The sequence below is a fragment of the Actinocrinis sp. genome (assembly GCF_035650855.1).
Lineage (GTDB): Bacteria > Actinomycetota > Actinomycetes > Streptomycetales > Catenulisporaceae > Actinocrinis.
The window spans coordinates 1-16,736 of the sequence record NZ_DASRGV010000131.1 but is presented as its reverse complement, the minus strand read 5'-3'; the positions used below and the strand labels follow the sequence as shown (position 1 = coordinate 16,736).

General features: G+C 70.3%; 15 protein-coding genes. 9 read left to right on the top strand and 6 right to left on the bottom strand.

Features of this window, described 5'->3' with window-relative positions; all coding sequences use genetic code 11:
- The 9 genes from VFB40_RS10350 to htpX form a co-directional block, all read left to right on the top strand.
- Positions 1 to 419: NADH-quinone oxidoreductase subunit C (locus tag VFB40_RS10350; protein WP_324849332.1), on the top strand; the 419-nt coding region annotated here is incomplete at its 5' end.
- On the top strand, positions 419 to 1,387 hold the full coding sequence (nuoH, locus tag VFB40_RS10345; protein WP_324849330.1) for an NADH-quinone oxidoreductase subunit NuoH: 969 nt from the start codon (positions 419 to 421) through the stop codon (positions 1,385 to 1,387). The genes VFB40_RS10350 and nuoH, both read left to right, overlap by 1 nt.
- A gap of 116 nt (positions 1,388 to 1,503) precedes the next feature.
- On the top strand, positions 1,504 to 2,091 hold the full coding sequence (locus VFB40_RS10340; protein ID WP_349261425.1) for a NuoI/complex I 23 kDa subunit family protein: 588 nt from the start codon (positions 1,504 to 1,506) through the stop codon (positions 2,089 to 2,091).
- Positions 2,088 to 2,681, top strand: coding sequence for an NADH-quinone oxidoreductase subunit J family protein (locus VFB40_RS10335; RefSeq protein ID WP_324849326.1), 594 nt, complete (start codon positions 2,088 to 2,090; stop codon positions 2,679 to 2,681). Before VFB40_RS10340 ends, VFB40_RS10335 begins: the two co-directional genes overlap by 4 nt.
- Complete coding sequence (gene nuoK, locus VFB40_RS10330; RefSeq protein ID WP_324849324.1) at positions 2,681 to 3,118, top strand: NADH-quinone oxidoreductase subunit NuoK; 438 nt, start codon at positions 2,681 to 2,683, stop codon at positions 3,116 to 3,118. The genes VFB40_RS10335 and nuoK overlap by 1 nt, the downstream gene beginning before the upstream one ends.
- Positions 3,115 to 4,989 carry an NADH-quinone oxidoreductase subunit 5 family protein gene (locus tag VFB40_RS10325; RefSeq protein ID WP_324849322.1) on the top strand — a complete coding sequence of 625 codons (1,875 nt, stop codon included), beginning with the start codon at positions 3,115 to 3,117 and terminating at the stop codon, positions 4,987 to 4,989. The genes nuoK and VFB40_RS10325 overlap by 4 nt, the downstream gene beginning before the upstream one ends.
- Positions 4,990 to 4,992: 3 nt before the next feature.
- The gene (locus VFB40_RS10320; RefSeq protein ID WP_324849320.1) at positions 4,993 to 6,513 is read left to right on the top strand and encodes a complex I subunit 4 family protein; all 1,521 of its coding nucleotides are present in this window, start codon (positions 4,993 to 4,995) and stop codon (positions 6,511 to 6,513) included.
- A 2-nt stretch (positions 6,514 to 6,515) separates the two neighbouring features.
- Entirely contained in the window at positions 6,516 to 8,165 is a 1,650-nt protein-coding gene (locus VFB40_RS10315; protein ID WP_324849318.1) for an NADH-quinone oxidoreductase subunit N, read from the top strand.
- A 109-nt stretch (positions 8,166 to 8,274) separates the two neighbouring features.
- Positions 8,275 to 9,147 carry a zinc metalloprotease HtpX gene (htpX, locus tag VFB40_RS10310; protein ID WP_324849316.1) on the top strand — a complete coding sequence of 291 codons (873 nt, stop codon included), beginning with the start codon at positions 8,275 to 8,277 and terminating at the stop codon, positions 9,145 to 9,147.
- A gap of 495 nt (positions 9,148 to 9,642) precedes the next feature.
- Here the strand turns inward: htpX and VFB40_RS10305 are convergent, their stop codons facing one another.
- The 6 genes from VFB40_RS10305 to VFB40_RS10280 all read right to left on the bottom strand — a co-directional run.
- Positions 9,643 to 10,578, bottom strand: coding sequence for an ABC transporter permease (locus tag VFB40_RS10305; protein ID WP_324849314.1), 936 nt, complete (start codon positions 10,576 to 10,578; stop codon positions 9,643 to 9,645).
- The gene (locus tag VFB40_RS10300; protein ID WP_324849312.1) at positions 10,565 to 11,506 is read right to left on the bottom strand and encodes an ABC transporter ATP-binding protein; all 942 of its coding nucleotides are present in this window, start codon (positions 11,504 to 11,506) and stop codon (positions 10,565 to 10,567) included. The genes VFB40_RS10305 and VFB40_RS10300 overlap by 14 nt, the downstream gene beginning before the upstream one ends.
- Positions 11,503 to 12,723 (bottom strand): LolA family protein, encoded by a 1,221-nt coding sequence (locus tag VFB40_RS10295; protein WP_324849309.1) that lies wholly within the window; start codon positions 12,721 to 12,723, stop codon positions 11,503 to 11,505. Before VFB40_RS10295 ends, VFB40_RS10300 begins: the two co-directional genes overlap by 4 nt.
- Before the next feature lie 100 nt (positions 12,724 to 12,823).
- Positions 12,824 to 14,284, bottom strand: a complete 1,461-nt coding sequence (locus VFB40_RS10290) for a hypothetical protein (RefSeq protein ID WP_324849307.1) — start codon at positions 14,282 to 14,284, stop codon at positions 12,824 to 12,826.
- Between the two features lie 77 nt (positions 14,285 to 14,361).
- Positions 14,362 to 14,853 (bottom strand): YajQ family cyclic di-GMP-binding protein, encoded by a 492-nt coding sequence (locus VFB40_RS10285; protein WP_324849305.1) that lies wholly within the window; start codon positions 14,851 to 14,853, stop codon positions 14,362 to 14,364.
- A gap of 119 nt (positions 14,854 to 14,972) precedes the next feature.
- Positions 14,973 to 16,736: S53 family peptidase (locus VFB40_RS10280; protein ID WP_324849303.1), on the bottom strand; the 1,764-nt coding region annotated here is incomplete at its 5' end.

Here is a 16,736-nt window from a genome sequence, read left to right as displayed (position 1 = left end):
TCTACCGGGGCGCGAACTGGCACGAGAGGGAGACGTTCGAGATGTTCGGGGTCGTGTTCACCGGACATCCCGACCTCAAGCCGCTGCTGCTGCCGGACGGCTTCGAGGGGCACCCGCTGCGCAAGGAGTTCATCCTCGCCTCGCGCGTGGTGAAGGCCTGGCCCGGCGCCAAGGAGCCCGGCGAGTCCGAGCATGACCGGGGCAAGGCGTCGCCGGGGCGGCGCCGGATGCTGCCGCCCGGAGTGCCGGGGGAGGAGTGGCTCAAACCGCTGCCCCCGCGGGCACCGGCGTCGGCCGCCGCCGTCGAGACGAGCGCGGCTCAGCAGAACGCGGCCAAGCAGGGCCCGACTCAGCAGAGCGCGGGCGAGCAAGGCGCGGCAGGGGACGCTTCCGGCGCGGACGGCGAGGTCGAGAGCTGATGGGCGGCGCCGCGCACTGGTGGCTCGAGGTCGGCCTGCGGCTCGTCGTCATCCTCGGCTTCTTCCTGGTCGTGCCGCTGCTGGTGGGCCAGATGGAACACAAGGCCATGGCGCACATGCAGGGCCGGGTCGGGCCGATGGAGGCCGGCGGCTTCCACGGCTGGGCGCAGCTGATCGCGGACGGCGTGAAGTTCGCGCAGAAGGAGTCGGTCGTACCCGCCGACGCCGACCGCGCCGTCTTCCAGCTCGCGCCGGCCGTCGCGCTGCTGCCGTACCTGGTCGCGCTGGTGGTCGTGCCGATCGGGCCGGGCACACAGGTCGGGGTCGCCCTCGATGTCGGGCTCTTCTTCGTGCTCGCGGTCATGGGCGTCGGCGTGCTCGGCACCCTGATGGGCGGCTGGGCCAGCGCCAACAAGTACTCGCTGCTCGGCGGCATCCGCACGGCCGCTCAGCTGATGGCCTATGAGCTGCCGATGCTGCTGTCCGCGGCCTCCGTGGGAATGGCCGCCGGGACGTTGTCGCTCAGCGGGATCGTCGACAAGTGGCAGTGGTGGTGGCTGCCCTGGCAGCTGATCGGCGCCTTCGTGTTCTTCGTCTCCGGTCTCGCCGAGCTGCAGCGCCCGCCGTTCGACATGCCGGTGGCCGACTCGGAGATCATCTTCGGCGCGTACACCGAGTACACCGGCCTGCGCTTCGCCTTCTTCCTGCTGGCCGAGTACGCCGGGATCGTGCTGCTGTGCCTGCTGACCACGGTGCTCTTCCTCGGCGGCTGGCACGGCCCGTTCTCCGCGCACCTGGGCTGGCTGTGGACGGTGCTCAAAACCCTGGTGCTCTCCTTCGTGGTGATCTGGCTGCGCGTCAGCTATCCGCGACTGCGCGAAGACCAGCTGATGCGCTTCGCCTGGACCGCGCTGATCCCCCTCGCCCTCGCCCAACTCGCGATCACCGGGGTGGTGAGGGTGCTGTGACCTCCGAGCTGGACAAGAGCGCCGACGTGGACAAGGGACCAGACGTGACGAAGAGTCCAGCTCGGGAGTTTCCCGGCGCGGGCCTGGTGAAGGGTCTGGCGACGACCTTCAAGACCATGACCCGGCACGCGCACACGGTCCAATATCCGGACCAGCCGCCGGAACTGCCTCCGCGCACCCGCGGCGTGATCGCGCTGCTGGAGGAGAACTGCACGGTCTGCATGCTGTGCGCGCGCGAGTGCCCTGACTGGTGCATCTACATCGACTCGCACAAGGAGACGATCCCGGCGCCGCCCGGCGGCGGCCGCGAGCGCACCCGCAACGTGCTCGACCGCTTCGCCATCGACTTCTCGCTGTGCATGTACTGCGGGATCTGCATCGAGGTCTGCCCCTTCGACGCGCTCGAATGGTCCCCGGAGTTCGAGTACGCCGAGTTCGACATCAAGGATCTGCTGCACGAGAAGGACCGGCTGCGCGAGTGGTTCTGGACCGTGCCCGCTCCGGTCGCGCTCGATCCCGCGGCCGAGGAGCCCAAGGAGATCGCGGCGGCGCAGAAGGCGGCGGACAAGCTGCTCGCCGCGCAAAAGGCCGCCGAGATCGTGGCGCTAGCCGAGCCGGATGCGGCTGATTCGGCCGGAGCCGGGGCGAAGACCGCAGCTGAAAGCGGAACCGGAACCGAGTCCGGAGCGGAGGGCGACGGGTGAGCAGCGCGCTGGCCGTCTCGGCGCTCCCGGCCGCGGCGCCGTCCTACCTCTCCCCGACCGGGGTCGAGATCGCGTTCGTCCTGATCGGCTTGCTGGTCCTCGGCTCCGGGCTGCTCGTGGTCACCGTGCAGAACCTGGTGCACGCGGCGCTGTGGCTGGTCGTCTGCCTCGGCGGGATCGCGGGCGAATACCTGCTGCTCGGCGCGCAACTGGTCGCCTGGGTGCAGATCCTGATCTACGTTGGTGCGATCGTCGTACTGCTGCTGTTCGGTCTGGTGCTGACCCGCGCGCCGATCGGCCGGACGGACGAGCTCGACGTCAAGTACAAGCTGCCTGCGATCGTCGTCGCGGCCGCTGCGGCAGGCGTGCTCGTCACGGTCATCGTCGACGCGTACCACACGACATGGCTCGAACCGCGCGCCGCCGTACCGCAAGGCACCAATGCCGCCAACGGCGCCGCGCTCTTCCGGTTCTGGGTGCTGCCCTTCGAAACCCTGTCCGTGCTGCTGCTCGCCGCGCTCGTCGGGGCGATCGTCATCTCGCGCCGGGGCGCTGACAGCGAGTCTGAAGAAAACAGGGGTACCGCCTGATGCACGCCGTGTACCCACTGCTGCTCGGCGCGCTGCTGTTCGCCCTCGGCCTCTACGGGGTCCTCGCGCGCCGCAACGCGATCACCGTGCTGATGGCCATCGAGCTGCTGCTGAACGCGGTGACCATCAACCTGGTCGCCTTCGGCTCACTCATCCGGGACCAGTTCAACATCGGCCAGGTCTTCACACTGTTCATCATCACGATGGCGGCCGCGGAGACCGGCCTCGGCCTCGCGATCGTGCTGATGATCTTCCGGCAGCGCGGTAACGCGGACATCGACGGGCAGCGTCAGCTCGCTGAGCCGCTCGGCGGTCCGGCGGACGAGACCGATCCGAGCGCCGACGCCGTGGCCATCGCTCCCGGTGACGGCGGATCCGGAACCGAGGAGGAACCCGTCGTCGCGCGGGCGCTGGCGCAGACGGAGGCGGCCCGGTGAACGTCTTCGCCCTGCTGGCTGTCGCGCTGCCCGCGCTCGGCTCGGCGGTGACCTTCGCCGGGGCGCGCGACCTGCGGCACGTGAAGTTCTGGTCGGTCGCGCCGATCGCCGCCGCGCTGTTCTGCTCGCTCGTCGTCCAGGTCGCCCACGGCACCGGCGGCGTGTCCACCTCGATCACCAAACTCGCCCCGGCCGGCCAGTACACCGTCTGGCTCGGCACCCGCGTCAGCGGCCTTTCGGCTCTGGTCGGCATCCTGGTGACCGTCGTCGCGCTGTGCGTGCAGGTCTTCTCGCTGACCTACATGCGGCACGAGAAGCGCTACCCGACCTACGCCGCGCTCATCTCCCTCTTCACCGCCGCGATGCTGCTGGTCGTGTACTCGGCCGACCTGATCGTGCTGCTGGTCGGCTGGGAGATCATGGGCGCCTGCTCGTACTTCCTGATCGGCCACTACTGGGAGCGGCCCGACGCGCGCTCCGGGTCGATCAAGGCCTTCCTGGTCACCAAGACCGGCGACGTGCCGTTCCTGTTCGGCATCACGGCGCTCGGCATCCGCACCGGCAGCTTCCGCATCGATGACGTCCTGCACTACGTAGGCGTCAACGGACTGCCTTACGCATCGTTCATCGCGGTACTGCTGCTGTGCGGCGTGGTCGGTAAGTCCGCGCAGTTTCCGCTGCACACCTGGCTTCCCGACGCGATGGCCGGTCCCACACCGATCAGTGCGCTCATCCACGCCGCGACGATGGTCGCCGCCGGTGTGTACGTCGTCGCACTGCTGTACCCGGTCTTCCTGCTCGCGCCCGGCGTGCTCACGCTGATGGCGGTGATCGCGGCGATCACGATGACGGGCTCGGCGCTCGCGGCCTTCGCGCAGACCGACATCAAGAAGGTGCTCGCCTACTCGACGGTCAGTCAGCTCGCCTACATGCTCGGCGGCCTGGCCGTCGGCGGCCGTACCGCAGCGGTCTTCCACCTGATCACGCACGGCGCGTTCAAAGCGCTGCTGTTCCTCGCCGCCGGAGTCGTGATCCACCGGGTCGGCTCAAACGAGCTGTCCGCGATGGGCGGCCTTCGACACCGCATGCCGATCGCGTTCCGCACGATGACGGTCGGCCTGGCGGCGCTCGTGGGCGTCCCCCTGTTCTCAGGCTGGTTCTCCAAGGAGGCGATCCTAGGCGCCGCCTGGGACGCGTCCGGCGAGTTCGCCGCGGCGGGCCGGATCGTGCTGATCGGCGGGCTGCTGACGGTCGGCCTGACCGCCGCTTATGCGACCCGGCTGTGGCTCAAGATGTTCTGGGGGCCGTTCCCCGAGGCCTCGCCGGACGACCACCGCGTCGAGGCGCCGCAGACCGAGCTGGTTCCGCTGATCGTGCTCGCCGTCCCGGCCGCGGTGCTGGGGTTCGTCGCGCTCGGCGGCGGCGCCTTCGGCTCGTGGATCGGCAACGCGTTCGGGCTCGCGGTGCCCTCCTCGGCCGGAGCCGACCTCGCCCCGGCCGGCCCGACCTCCGCGATCGCCTTCGTCGTCACGGTCCTCGGCGCGGGCCTGGTGTGGAACGCCTGGCGGCGGGACCCGGCCGCCGACCCGGCCGCACTGCTCGGCCGCTGGCGGGAGACCGCGCTGTACGGCTTCTACCTCGACGACGTGCAGGATCTGATCATCGTTCAGCCCGCGAAGGCGCTGGCGAGGCTGGTCGGCTTCCTGGACACCGAGGTCGTGGACGCGTACGTGCGCGGCGCCGGGATCGGCGCACGCGGCCTCGGCGGCCTGCTCAGACGCGTCCAGACCGGCAACATCCAGCTCTATCTGACCGCACTGTTCGCCGGAGTGATCGTGATCGCCGCTGTATTCGCGGGACAGGTGCGGTAATCCATGGCCACGCTTCTTGTCCTCCTGCTCGCCCTGCCTGCCGCCGGGCTCCTCGTGCTTTACGCGCTTCCCGCTCGGCAGGCCGCCCGGGTCGGCGCCGGCACCGGCACGCTGGTCTTCCTCCTCTCCCTGGTCCTGCTTCCGCTGTTCGACTACAGCCACGCCGAGCAGATGCAGGGTCAGCTCAACGTGCCCTGGGTGCCCGCGTTCGATCTGCGCTTCCACCTCGGCATCGACGGCATCTCGCTGCCGCTGCTGCTGCTGACCACCCTGCTGAGCGCGCTCTGCCTGCTTTACGCGGTGCGCACCACGACGAAGGACGAATCAGGGCGCGCCTTCACCGCGCTGCTCCTGGTGCTGCAGATCGGCATGGTCGGCACCTTCGTGGCGCAGGACCTGCTGCTGTTCTTCATCTTCTTCGAGATCGTGCTGCTCCCGATGTACGGGCTCATCCACCGCTGGGGCAGCGGCGAGGAGCGGCGCCGCGCGGCGAACAAGTTCATCCTCTACACCCTGCTCGGCTCGGCGCTGATGCTGCTCGGGTTCCTGCTGATCCACGCCAAGGCCGGCACCTTCGACATGGTCGCCCTGGCCCAGCGGCACGGCCTCGGGATGACCCTCGGCGTGCAGGAGGCCGCGTTCCTGCTGGTCGGCCTCGGCTTCGCGGTCAAGACCCCGATGTGGCCGCTGCACACCTGGCTGCCCGACGCGCACACCTCCGCGCCGACCGTCGGCTCGGTGCTGCTGGCCGGGGTGCTGCTGAAAATGGGCACCTACGGCTTCATCCGGATCGGCGCCGGCATGGTGCCGCTCGGCGCGCACCGGTTCGCCTTCGCGCTCGGCTGCTTCGGCACCGTCGGGATCGTGTACGGCGCGCTCGCGTGCATGGCCCAGGCCCGGCGCGGCGGCGATCTCAAGCGGCTGATCGCGTACTCGTCGGTCGGCCACATGGGGTTCGTGCTGCTCGGCGTCGCGACCCTGACCCGCGTCGGCCTGGACGGCGCGCTGTTCGCCTCGGTCGCGCACGGCCTGATCACCGGTCTGCTGTTCTTCATCGCCGGCGGCTTCAAGGAGCGGCTGGGCACCACGGACCTGTACACGCTCGGCCGCGGCCTCTACGAGCGGGCACGGCGTTACGGCGCGCTGATCGTCTTCGCCGCGATGGCCTCGCTCGGCCTGCCGGGCCTGGCCGGGTTCTGGGGCGAGCTGTACGCGATCATCGGCGCCACGAAGCCGGCGCCCGGCCTCACCTCGCTCGGCTTCCACATCCTGATGGCGCTCGCAGGTGTCGGCATGATCCTGACCGCGACTTATCTGCTGCTGGTCGTGCGACGGCTGTGCATGGGCGCGGTGACCGGCCCGAACGGCAGTACGCGGTACGAGCCGCTGCCGGACCTGACCCCGCGTGAGCTGATCAGCTGGACGCCGCTGGCCGGACTGACGCTGGTCGCCGGGCTGTGGCCCGCGGTGATCCTGGCCCTGGCCGATCCGGCCGTCCACCACGTGCTGGGAGGCGCGCGCTAGCCATGGCCATCTCGGCGATCTTCGGAGTTCAGTCGATCGACTACACCGCGCTGCTGCCGGTCCTGCTGACGGCGGGCGGGGCGCTCGCGGTGCTGCTCGCGGACCTGTTCCTGAGCGCGGACCGCAAGCAGTGGCTTTCCTGGGGCGCCCTCGGCGTCATCGTCGCGGCGCTCGCCGCGGAACTCGCGCTCTGGACGAACCAGACCGACGTGCCCCGCGACACGTTCTGCATGCCGGGCGCGAAGGGCGCCGCGGCCTCGGCGCTCCCCTGCTCCTACGCGGTCGACAAGTTCACGCTCACGCTGCAGACCCTGGTGCTGGCCGCGACGGTCCTGGTCGTGCTGATGGCGCCGCGCCGGTTCAAGGTGCCGTTCGGCGAGTACCACTTCCTGCTGCTCAGCTCGCTGACCGGGGCGCTGGTGCTGGTCGCGGCGCGCGATTTCGTCACCATCACGGTCGCCCTCGAGACCCTGTCGCTGCCGGCCTTCGCCCTGGTCGGCTTCGGCCGGCGGGCCGGGGGAGAGGCGGCGCTGAAGTTCTTCCTGATGTCCATCGCCTCGACCGCGGTGATGCTGTTCGGGATCTCGCTGGTCTACGGCGCGACCGGCTCGGTCTTCTTCGGCCCGGTCAGCGCGGGGCTGTCGCACGCCTCCGCGCTCGGCGGCGCGCAGGCCCAGGTCGCCGGGGTCGGCGCGGTGCTGACGCTGGTCGGCTTCGGGTTCAAGATCTCCGCGGTCCCGTTCCACTTCTGGACCCCGGAGGTCTACGCGGGCGCGCCGATCCCGATCGCGGCGTACCTGTCGGTGGTCTCGAAGGCGGCCGGGTTCGCCGGGCTGATCCTCACGGTCGAGCTCGCGTTCCGCCCGTACCTGCACTCGCTCGGCATCCTGCTCGCGGTGCTCGCCGCGGTGACCATGACCGTGGGCAACGTGATCGCGCTGCGGCAGCGTTCGGCGGTCCGGCTGCTCGCCTGGTCCACGGTCGCGCAGGCCGGGTATGTGCTCGTGCCGCTGGCGGTGAGCAAGTCGCTCCAGGTCTCCGCCTCGGTCGCATATCTCGTGCTGTACGCGGTGATGAACCTGGGCGCGTTCGGCGTCGTCAGCGCGGCGTTCGGAGACAGCGGCGAGGCCGAGCTGAAGCTGCCGTCCGGGGGCGAACTGGCGGCGTACCGCGGCATGTACCGCCAGCGCCCGCGTGCCGCGCTGGCCCTCGCCTTCTTCCTGCTCTGCCTGGCCGGACTGCCCCCGGGCGTCATGGGGCTGTTCGCGAAGGTGGCGGTGTTCAAGGCGGCGATGACTGGTGACGTGGCCTGGCTCGCTGTCGTCATGGCCGTCAATGTGGTCGTCGCGCTGTACTACTACCTGCGCTGGGCGGCCGTGCTGTTCGACGTCTCGCTCTTCGGCGCGGCGCGGCTGAGCACAGCCGGTGCAACCGGGCCCGCCGCCACCCCGGCCGGCACGCTGGGCGCGACGCCCGACAGCGCCGCCGCCCTTTCCCCGACTCGCACGCTGCCTACGCTCGCCCCAAAGCTTGCGGTGGGCATCGCTTTCGTGCTCGCCGTCGTATTCTCCTTCTGGCCCAACCCCGCCCTCGACGCGGTCTCGACCTGGCCTTGGGTGGTCAGCTCCGGCCCGGCGGCGGCCGCGCGGTAACACTGCGCACACGCGTAGTGCGACCGCTGCCACCTGCACGGGAACGGTCGTGATCGTCCAGTCGTTGGAGGGGTGTACCGGTTCGGGACTTGGCGGATACTCCTAAACGATGAGCAACCTTCCTGTGCGTCACAACGGAGCGAAGACTGCCGCCCTGCTCGGCTTGCTGAGCGGGCTGCTGCTCGCTGTCGGCGGCATTTGCGACGGCCGCGCCGGACTGCTGCTCGCCTTGCTCGTTGCGGTCGGCACCAACGGATACATCTACTACTCGTGCGACAAGCTGGCGCTGCGCGCGATGCGGGCGCAGCCGGTCAGCGAACCGCAGGCGCCGGTGATGTACCGCGTCGTACGCGAACTGGCCACCGCCGCGCGGCAGCCGATGCCGCGGCTGTACATCTCACCGACCGACTCGCCCAACGCGTTCGCCACCGGCCGCAACCCGCGCAACGCGGTGGTGTGCTGCACGACCGGCATTTTGCGCATCCTCAACGAGCGGGAACTGCGCGGCGTGATCGGCCACGAGCTGGCGCACGTGTACAGCCGCGACATCCTGGTCTCCTCGGTGGCCGGCGCGCTGGCCAGTGTGATCATGTGGTCGGTCAACCTGGCCTGGCTGATCCCGATCGGCCGCACCGACGACGACGGCCCCGGCCTGCCCGGCATCCTGGCCGCGATGGTGCTCGGCCCGCTGGCCGCCACGCTGATCCAGCTCTCCATCAGCCGCTCCCGCGAATTCCGCGCGGACGCGATCGGCGCCCGGCTGACCGGCGACCCGCTGGCCCTCGCCTCCGCCCTGCACAAGCTGGACTACGCGACCTCCCGGATGCCGCTGCCGCGGGAACCGGAGCTGGTGACCGCGAGCCACCTGATGATCGCCAGCCCCTTCGGCGGACGGGCCCGCGGCGCGGCCCGGCTGTTCTCCACGCACCCGCCGATGGCCGAGCGGATCGCCCGCCTCGAGCGGATGGCCGGCTACCGCTAAACCGTTCGTCACGGTTCTGTCACTCAGCTTTCCTTCACAATCTGCCTACCGCGCTCCTCAGGGACGGGTGTGAGGTTCGAGCCACGAAGGCTTCGAATCTGACGACCAATCCAGGAGGACGTGAATGCCGCTCCACCGACCCGTCGCACTGCGCGTGAGCGCGATCGCCGTGGCCGCAGTCACCGCCGCGGGAGTGCTCACCGGCTGTTCGAGCAGTACCGGCTCCAGCAGTTCCGGCGGAGCTTCCTCGCAGCAGTGCGGCTCAGGCACCATGCCGACGGCCATGCCCACCGGAGCCCGGCCGTCCGGCGCCCCGAGCGGTCAGCCAACGACCATGCCCACCGCGCGACCGACTGGCGCTCCCACCGGCGCGATGCCCTCCGGAGCGCCCAGCGGCGGACAGGGCGGTCCCGGCGGTATGGCCGGCGGCGGAGCAGCGGGAGGAGCAGCGCCGGGTTGCGGTACCGCGCCGTAACGCGCTCCCGTGGGCGCGCCTCACGCGAGCACGTCCCTGGACGAGAGGCGCGCCCACGCCGCCGAACCGAAGACCGCCACGTAAAGCGCCTGGATCAGCAGGTTGTGCACGATGTTCGGCGTGTACACCGGATCGCGCAGCAGATCCGCGAACGAGGTCCACTGATCCGTGAACAGCCACGGCTGGATCGAGCTGAGCTGCGGGATCGACTGCAGGATGCCGGAGAGAATCGTCACGCCCACAGTCACCGCCATGGCCGCGATCGCCGTGTCGGTCAGCGTCGAGACGAACAATCCGATCGCACAGAGCCCGAGCAGCGAGGCCGCCACGAGCAGCGTGATGATCACCGCCTTGACCAGCGCCGCGCCGAAGGAGATCGACTCCCCGGACAGCAGCGTCACCGGCCCGATCGGGAAGAGGATCAGCCCGATCACGAAGGCGGAGACCGCCACCGTGAACGAGGCCACCAGGGAGAACACCGCGAGCGCCCCGCCCTTGACGGCGAGCAGCCGGTTGCGGCCCACCGGCGCGACCAGCAGGTACCGCAGCGTGCCCTGGCCCGCCTCGCCGGAGATCGAGTCCCCGGCGACCACGCCGATCGCCAGCGGGAGGAAGACCGGCAGGGTGATCGTCAGCGAGCTGAACACCAGGAACAGCCCGTTGTTCGAGACCTGGGAGATGAAGCCGCCGCCGCCGTCGGGATGGCGGGTCGTCAGCTTGATCGCCACGCCGAGCGCCAGCGGGATCGCGGCCAGCGCCCCGAGCAGCGCCAGGTTGCGGATCCGCCCGAACATCGTAGTCAGCTCGTTCAGCGCGAACGAGCCGCGCAGCCGGACCCGGGACCTGGCCGTGCGTGCGCCCCCGCTCACGGCACGACCAGGCGGCACGCCGACGCCGCTGTCCACGGCGCCACTGTGCACACTGCTGCCACTGTCCACACTGCTACTGAGCGACATCGAAGCCCTCCCCGGTCAGCGCCACGAACGCGTCCTCCAGCGACGGCCGCTCGACCCCGAAGGCGAACACCCGGATCCCCGCACTGACCAGCGCCGCGCACACCGCGTCCGGTTCGAGCCCGTCCGCGTCGCAGGTCACCCGGTCGCCCTCGACGTGCACCTCCGCGCCCCCCGCGGCTTTGAGCACCGTCTCGGCCGCGGCCGCGTCCGGCGTGGTCACCGCGAGCCTGGCCCGCAGCCCCGCGCCGAGCTCCGCGACCGTGCCCTGGACCACGAGCCGGCCCTTGCTCATCACCGCCGCGTGCGTGCACACCTGCTCGATCTCGTCGAGCAGATGGGAGGAGAGGAACACGGTCGTGCCGTCGGCTGCCAGCGACTTGATCAGGCTCCTGATCTCGCGCATGCCCTGCGGGTCGAGCCCGTTGGTCGGCTCGTCCAGCACCAGCAGGTCGCGCGGCTGAAGCAGCGCCGCGGCCAGGCCGAGCCGCTGCTTCATGCCGAGCGAGTACGCCTTGGCCTTCTTCTGCGCCGCGTTGCTCAGCCCGACCCGCTCCAGCGCGTCGGCGATCCGGGCCTTGCGCGTCTTCGGGTCGGCGCTGCGGTCGGCGGCGTCGTAGCGGGCCAGGTTCTCCGCGCCGGTCAGGTACGGATAGTGCGCCGGACCCTCGATCAGTGCGCCGACCCTCGGCAGCACCCGGTTGCCTGCCTGCGGGATCGGCTCGCCGAACAACTCGACCCGCCCGGCGGTCGGCCCGATCAAGCCCATCAGCATCCTGATCGTGGTGGTCTTGCCCGAGCCGTTCGGGCCGAGGAAGCCGAACACCGCCCCCTGCGGTACCGACAGCTCCAGCCCGTCCACCGCGAGCTGCCCGCCGCGATACCGCTTGGACAGCCCGTAGGTCTCGATGGTCGGACTCGGCTGGCTCACTTCGTCCCCTGCGCCGCGGCGTCCGCTTCGAGGACGGACGGGGTGACCGAGCCGACGAACAGCCGGCCGTCGTCCGTGACCAGGATGGAGAGGAAGTTGGTGGTGTACAGCTTCCCGCTGCCGAACCCGCCGCTGACCTTCTTGCCGGCGCCGATCAGCGTGTTGAGGTAGCTGGAGACGTCGCCGTTGAACAGGCCGTTGGCGTTGCCGCGGTCCGAGCTCCTCGAGCCGGAGCCGGCCGCGTGGGCGATCGCGTTGAGGTCCACGCCGTGCAGTTCCACGACCGTCAGCCAGTCCTTGCCGAGCACCTGCGGCTTCAGGTCAGCCCCGCTCAAGCCGCTCATCCCGCTCTCGCGCGCCTGGCCGGCCATTTCCTGCACGGTAGCGCCCTTGGGCGCCTTGAAGTTGAACTGCGCGTCGCTCGGCGCGGAGAACGAGACCGAGGTGAATCCGACCTCGAACGCGGCGGTTCCCGAGCCCGCCGGGTACACCGCGACCTGCAGCGGCGCGCCGTTCTGGTAGTCGACCGCGACGGTGACCTTGCCGATCAGCGTGCCGCTCTGCTTCGGCGTGAGCACCAGGGTGTACGCGGCGCGCCCGGCGACCGACTGCGTGCCGTCCACCGAGATGTCGGTGGAGGGGGAGAGCGCGGCCAAGAGCTGCTGCGCCGCCTGCTGCGGGGTCAGCGGGGCCCTGCCGAGCTCGTCTCCCTTGGCCCGGGCCTTGGCATCCGGCTTGCCGGTCAGCGTCGCGTGCTCGACGCTGTTCTGCGAGCTGTCGTACAGCCAGACCTGCGTACCATTGTGTACGAGGTCGTATTCGGACATCGTGTCGAGCAGCGCGATGCGTGACTTCTGCGGGCCGTTGGCCGCGACCTGAAGCGTGTGCGTGCCGCTGAGCAGCGACAGCGGGTTCGCCCGGTTGGAGAGGTTCGGCAGCGCCGGCAGGCCGAGGTTGGTCGTCAGCGCGACCGTTCCCGAGTACGTGTCGACCTTCGACTGCGCGACCTTCACGAGGAGGTTCTGCGCGGAGATCGGCGGCAGCGACGGCGCGGCCGAGGCGAACTGCGGCGCGAGCGCGGCCCCCGTAGCCACGATCGCGACCACTGAGGCCGGGGCGATGGCGCGGATGGTGCCGCGGCGCAGCGGGCTGGCCGGTGTATGACTGTCACGGGCGTCGTGCTTGTCGGTGCGGCGGTTCGTGTCGTGCTCGCTCATCGTTCGGTTCACTCCCCGTGCGTTAGCGGGACGTCGTTTCGTTGCTACTGCCAATCACAGCACTGCGCGACGCCGCGGGGATCGTCCCGAGGAGGGTTCTTCACGTACTTCTCACGAATGACCCGGCCGCGTCCGGGTCCGCCTTCCGCCGTGCTCTGGTCCCGTCGTCCTTCGTACTGCCGTCCTTCGTTTCGCCGTCCTTCGCCCCGTCGGACGGCGCGCCCGGCGCCGCCCGGCCTCCGCGCACCGCTTCGAGCACGCCGGTCTGCCGCCGGATCAGATCGGCCAGGATCGGCAGGCCGCACACGCCCAGCAGGTACGCCTGGTAGTACAGCCGGTCCAGCTGCGAGGTCAGCGGGTGCGCCGCCGCGCTGGCCAGCCCGGTGAGCGCGGCCGCGCCGACGATCGCGCCGAGGTCCCGGCGAAACCGCCACAGCAGCACCGCCCCGAGCACCAGCAGCGCGGGCACCAGCGGGTCGTGCAGGTAGTTCTTCGCGGTGGCCAGCCAGAAGTGCTTGTTGAGGGCGAGCCACTTGCCGTAGAGGTTCGGCGGCGTCGGCTCGGTGTAGTGGTTGGTGAAGGTGTCCTCGAGCGAGTCCTTGAAGCCGGGCCAGCCGAATGCCGTCGGCAGCAGCGTCAGCACGATCAGCAGGCCCGCGCTGTACGCCGCGAGCAGCACGGCGCGCCGGTTACGCCACTCCCGGCTCCACCACGCCAACAGACCGATCGTCAGGGCCATACAGCCGGCCTGTACTGAGAAGGTCGAGTAACGCACTACGAATCCGCACACGTACGCGATCGTCGAGACGATCAACCCGAGCCGGGTACGCCCCCGCAGCATCAGCATCGCACCGATCAGCACGGCAATCGTGCACACCAGCGTCGGCGCCTCGGTGAGGAACTGATTCAGCCAGAACCAGGTCGGCAGCGTGTACAGCGCGACCATCCCGGCGAGCGCGGCCAGCGTCCCGCCCCCGGCCAGCCGGATCAGCAGCACCACGCCCCAGCCGGCCAGCAGCGTGAGCAGCACACTGAGCACCGCCAGCCCGCGATTGAGCCCGAAGCCCGCGACGAACGGCGCGGCCAGCAGCGGGTATCCCGGCCGCGAGTCGAAGATCAGGTTGAACCTGGGCTTGTTCGGCGGGAGGCCACCCGCCGCGGTCCACTGCGCGATGCAGCCGCTGCGGATGCCCGCCCTCGTCGCCGCGTTCCCCGTCGTACGCGCCAGGTCGGTGCAGTAGTAGTCGAGCGCGATCGCCCGGGCCTGCGCATCGCTCTTGCCCAGATCGCGCTCGATCGCGGTGATGTACCGGTAGGTATCGTTCCAGGTCGTGTCCCGGATCTTGCCCGGCTCGCCGACCATCACCGCGGTCGCGATCACCGACACGATCAGCGCCCACGCTGCCAGGCTCCGCGGCCACCGCAGCGGCACGACCACGCGCCCGAGCCGCAGCACCCGCGCCGTCGCCGCCGCCCGCGCGGTCCCGTCCGCCCCGTCGCCGCCGAATACGGGCTCTGACCAACCTGCCGTCGCCGGACGCAGCGGCGCGTTCACTGTCACGGGTCCGGATGTTACCCCTACGCGCTTCCGCCCGATCAGCTGCGGGTGACCGTGAGCCGCCCCACGCCCCGCGGGCGCTACCGGTAGTTGGTGAACTGGAGCGCGAAGTCGAAGTCCTGGCCCTTGAGCAGGGACATGACCGCCTGGAGGTCGTCCTTCGACTTCGAGGAGACCCGCAGCTCGTCGCCCTGGATCTGCGCCTTGACGCCCTTGGGGCCCTCATCCCGGATCAGCTTGGAGACCTTCTTCGCGTTCTCCTGGCTGATGCCCTCGGTGACCGCCGCGGAGATCTTGAACACCTTGCCGGACAGCTGCGGCTCGCCGGCGTCCAGGGCCTTGAGCGAGACGCCGCGCTTGACCAGCTTGTCCTTGAACACGTCGAGCACCGCGAGTACCCGGCCCTCGGCGTCGGCGCGCAGCTCGATCTTCTCGCCCGCCCACGCGATCGACGCGCCGGTGTTCTTGAAGTCGAAGCGCTGCGAGATCTCCCGCGCGGTCTGGTTCAGCGCGTTGTCGACCTCCTGCCGGTCGACCTTGCTGACGATGTCGAAGCTGGACTCGGACGCCACGGCGCGTTCTCCTCACTCTCGGGCGGAGTTCTCGGAAGCAGAGCCTACCGACTGGGAACGCGAGGGCGGGCCGCCCCTACAGGGACGGCCCGCCCGGATGGATCAGTCGCGTGCGCCGCTTAGAAGCCGAAGCCCCCGAGCCCGAAGGACCACAGGAACCAGGCGTTCGGCGAGCCGAGGCCGGTCGCGTTGTCGAAGCCGCGGCCCGCGTTCAGGCCGTAGTCCGTGCCGATCGAGTACAGGCGGACCCGGCGGCTGCCGTCGGCGTTGTAGCCGAGGTCGTACGCCACCGAGAGGGTCTGGTCGCCGATGTGCGTCGCGGCCGGGTGCGCCGTGACGTCGGTGTAGAGGCCCTCACGCAGGTACAGCGCCGGGTTGGCGAAGCCGAGCGGCCGGCCGCGCTGCGCCTGGATCGCGTCGGCCAGGATGCCCGCGAAGGACGGCGAGGACACCGAGGTGCCGCCGTAACCGGCCTCCGAGTAGGGGTTGCCGTCCGAGATGCCGACCGCGACCGAGGTCAGCAGGTCGCCGTTCATGGCCACGTCCGGGAGCACCCGGTGCGCGGTGGTGACCTTCTGGCCGGTCAGCAGCGTGTGCGACAGCGAGGACGGCACCGCGAAGGTCTGGTACCAGGGCTGGTTGAAGTCCTGGCTGGTACCGCCGCCGCCGCCGAAGTACCAGTAGCCCGGGAACGGGTTCCAGGACTTGCCGTCGGCGGACAGGACCGAGCGCTGGTTGCCCATCGCGGTCTCGAACTTGTACGTGCCGGAAGCGCTCGAGATCGCCAGCGCGGTTCCGCCGACCGCGGTCGCCCACGGGTCGGAGGCCGGCCACTGGGTCTGCGCCTCGGTGGTGTTCGGGTCGCAGTTGGCGCCGGTCGCCGCGGCGCCGGGGGAGTTGTCCCCGCAGTCGCCGGAGGACACGTTGAAGCCGATGCCCTCGACCGCGGCCGTCTTCAGCACCTGCTCGTACGGAGCGATGATCGAGGTGTCGAAGTAGGTGGCGGTCGGGCCGTGCATGATCTCGCCCCAGGAGTTGGAGACCACGTCGGCCAGGTGGTTGTCGACGATCAGCTGCCAGGCGGCCAGCAGGTCCTGGTCGGTGCAGGAGTTCGCGCCGACGTAGACGACGTTGGCGTTCGGCGCGTAGCCGTGCGCCATCTCGACGTCCAGCGCCTCCTCGGGCGCCCAGCCGGCGGCGCCGCCGCACGCGGCCTGGCTCGTCCAGTTCGCCGGGGTCACGTACTCGGTGTACTGACCGGAGCGGAATGCCTTGTCGCCGTGGTTGGTCGCGTACTGGTTGGCGTCGGCGAGCATCGTCGAGGAGCCGTAGGCGTCCACGATCGCGATCGTCGCGCCCTTGCCGGTAAGGCCGGTCTCGCTCACGCCGTATGCCTTACGCAGCTGCGACGGCACGTAAGAGCACGGGGCCGTCGGCTCGCTCGCGGTGTAGCCGGTCGGGAAGCCGGTCGCCGTGTACTGGCCCCAGTAGGTCGAGCAGGGCTCGGGGATGCCGGTGGCCGGGGAGCTGCCGCTCTTGGTGCCGATGGCCTTGGAGACCGAGGTCGAGTTCGGGCGCGCCGACGTGTTCTGCACGCCGTCGAGGCCGACGACCGACAGCAGGCCCTTGGCGACCGAGCTCGGCAGCGTGAGGTTGCCGGTCGGCGCGTGGAGCACGCCGTTCGGGGTCGAGTAGTTGTGCAGGCTGGTGCTGAACGCGGCCTCGACCTGTGCGGCGGTACCCGCGATATCGACGTAGTGCTCATTGGCCGCGGTAACGCTCAGGCCGTGGCCGGTCAGGTAGTCCTTCACCGCGGCGCTGTTCGCGGCGGACGGCCCGAACTTGGCGGCGGCCTGTGCGGCGCTGAGGTACTTGCCGTACTG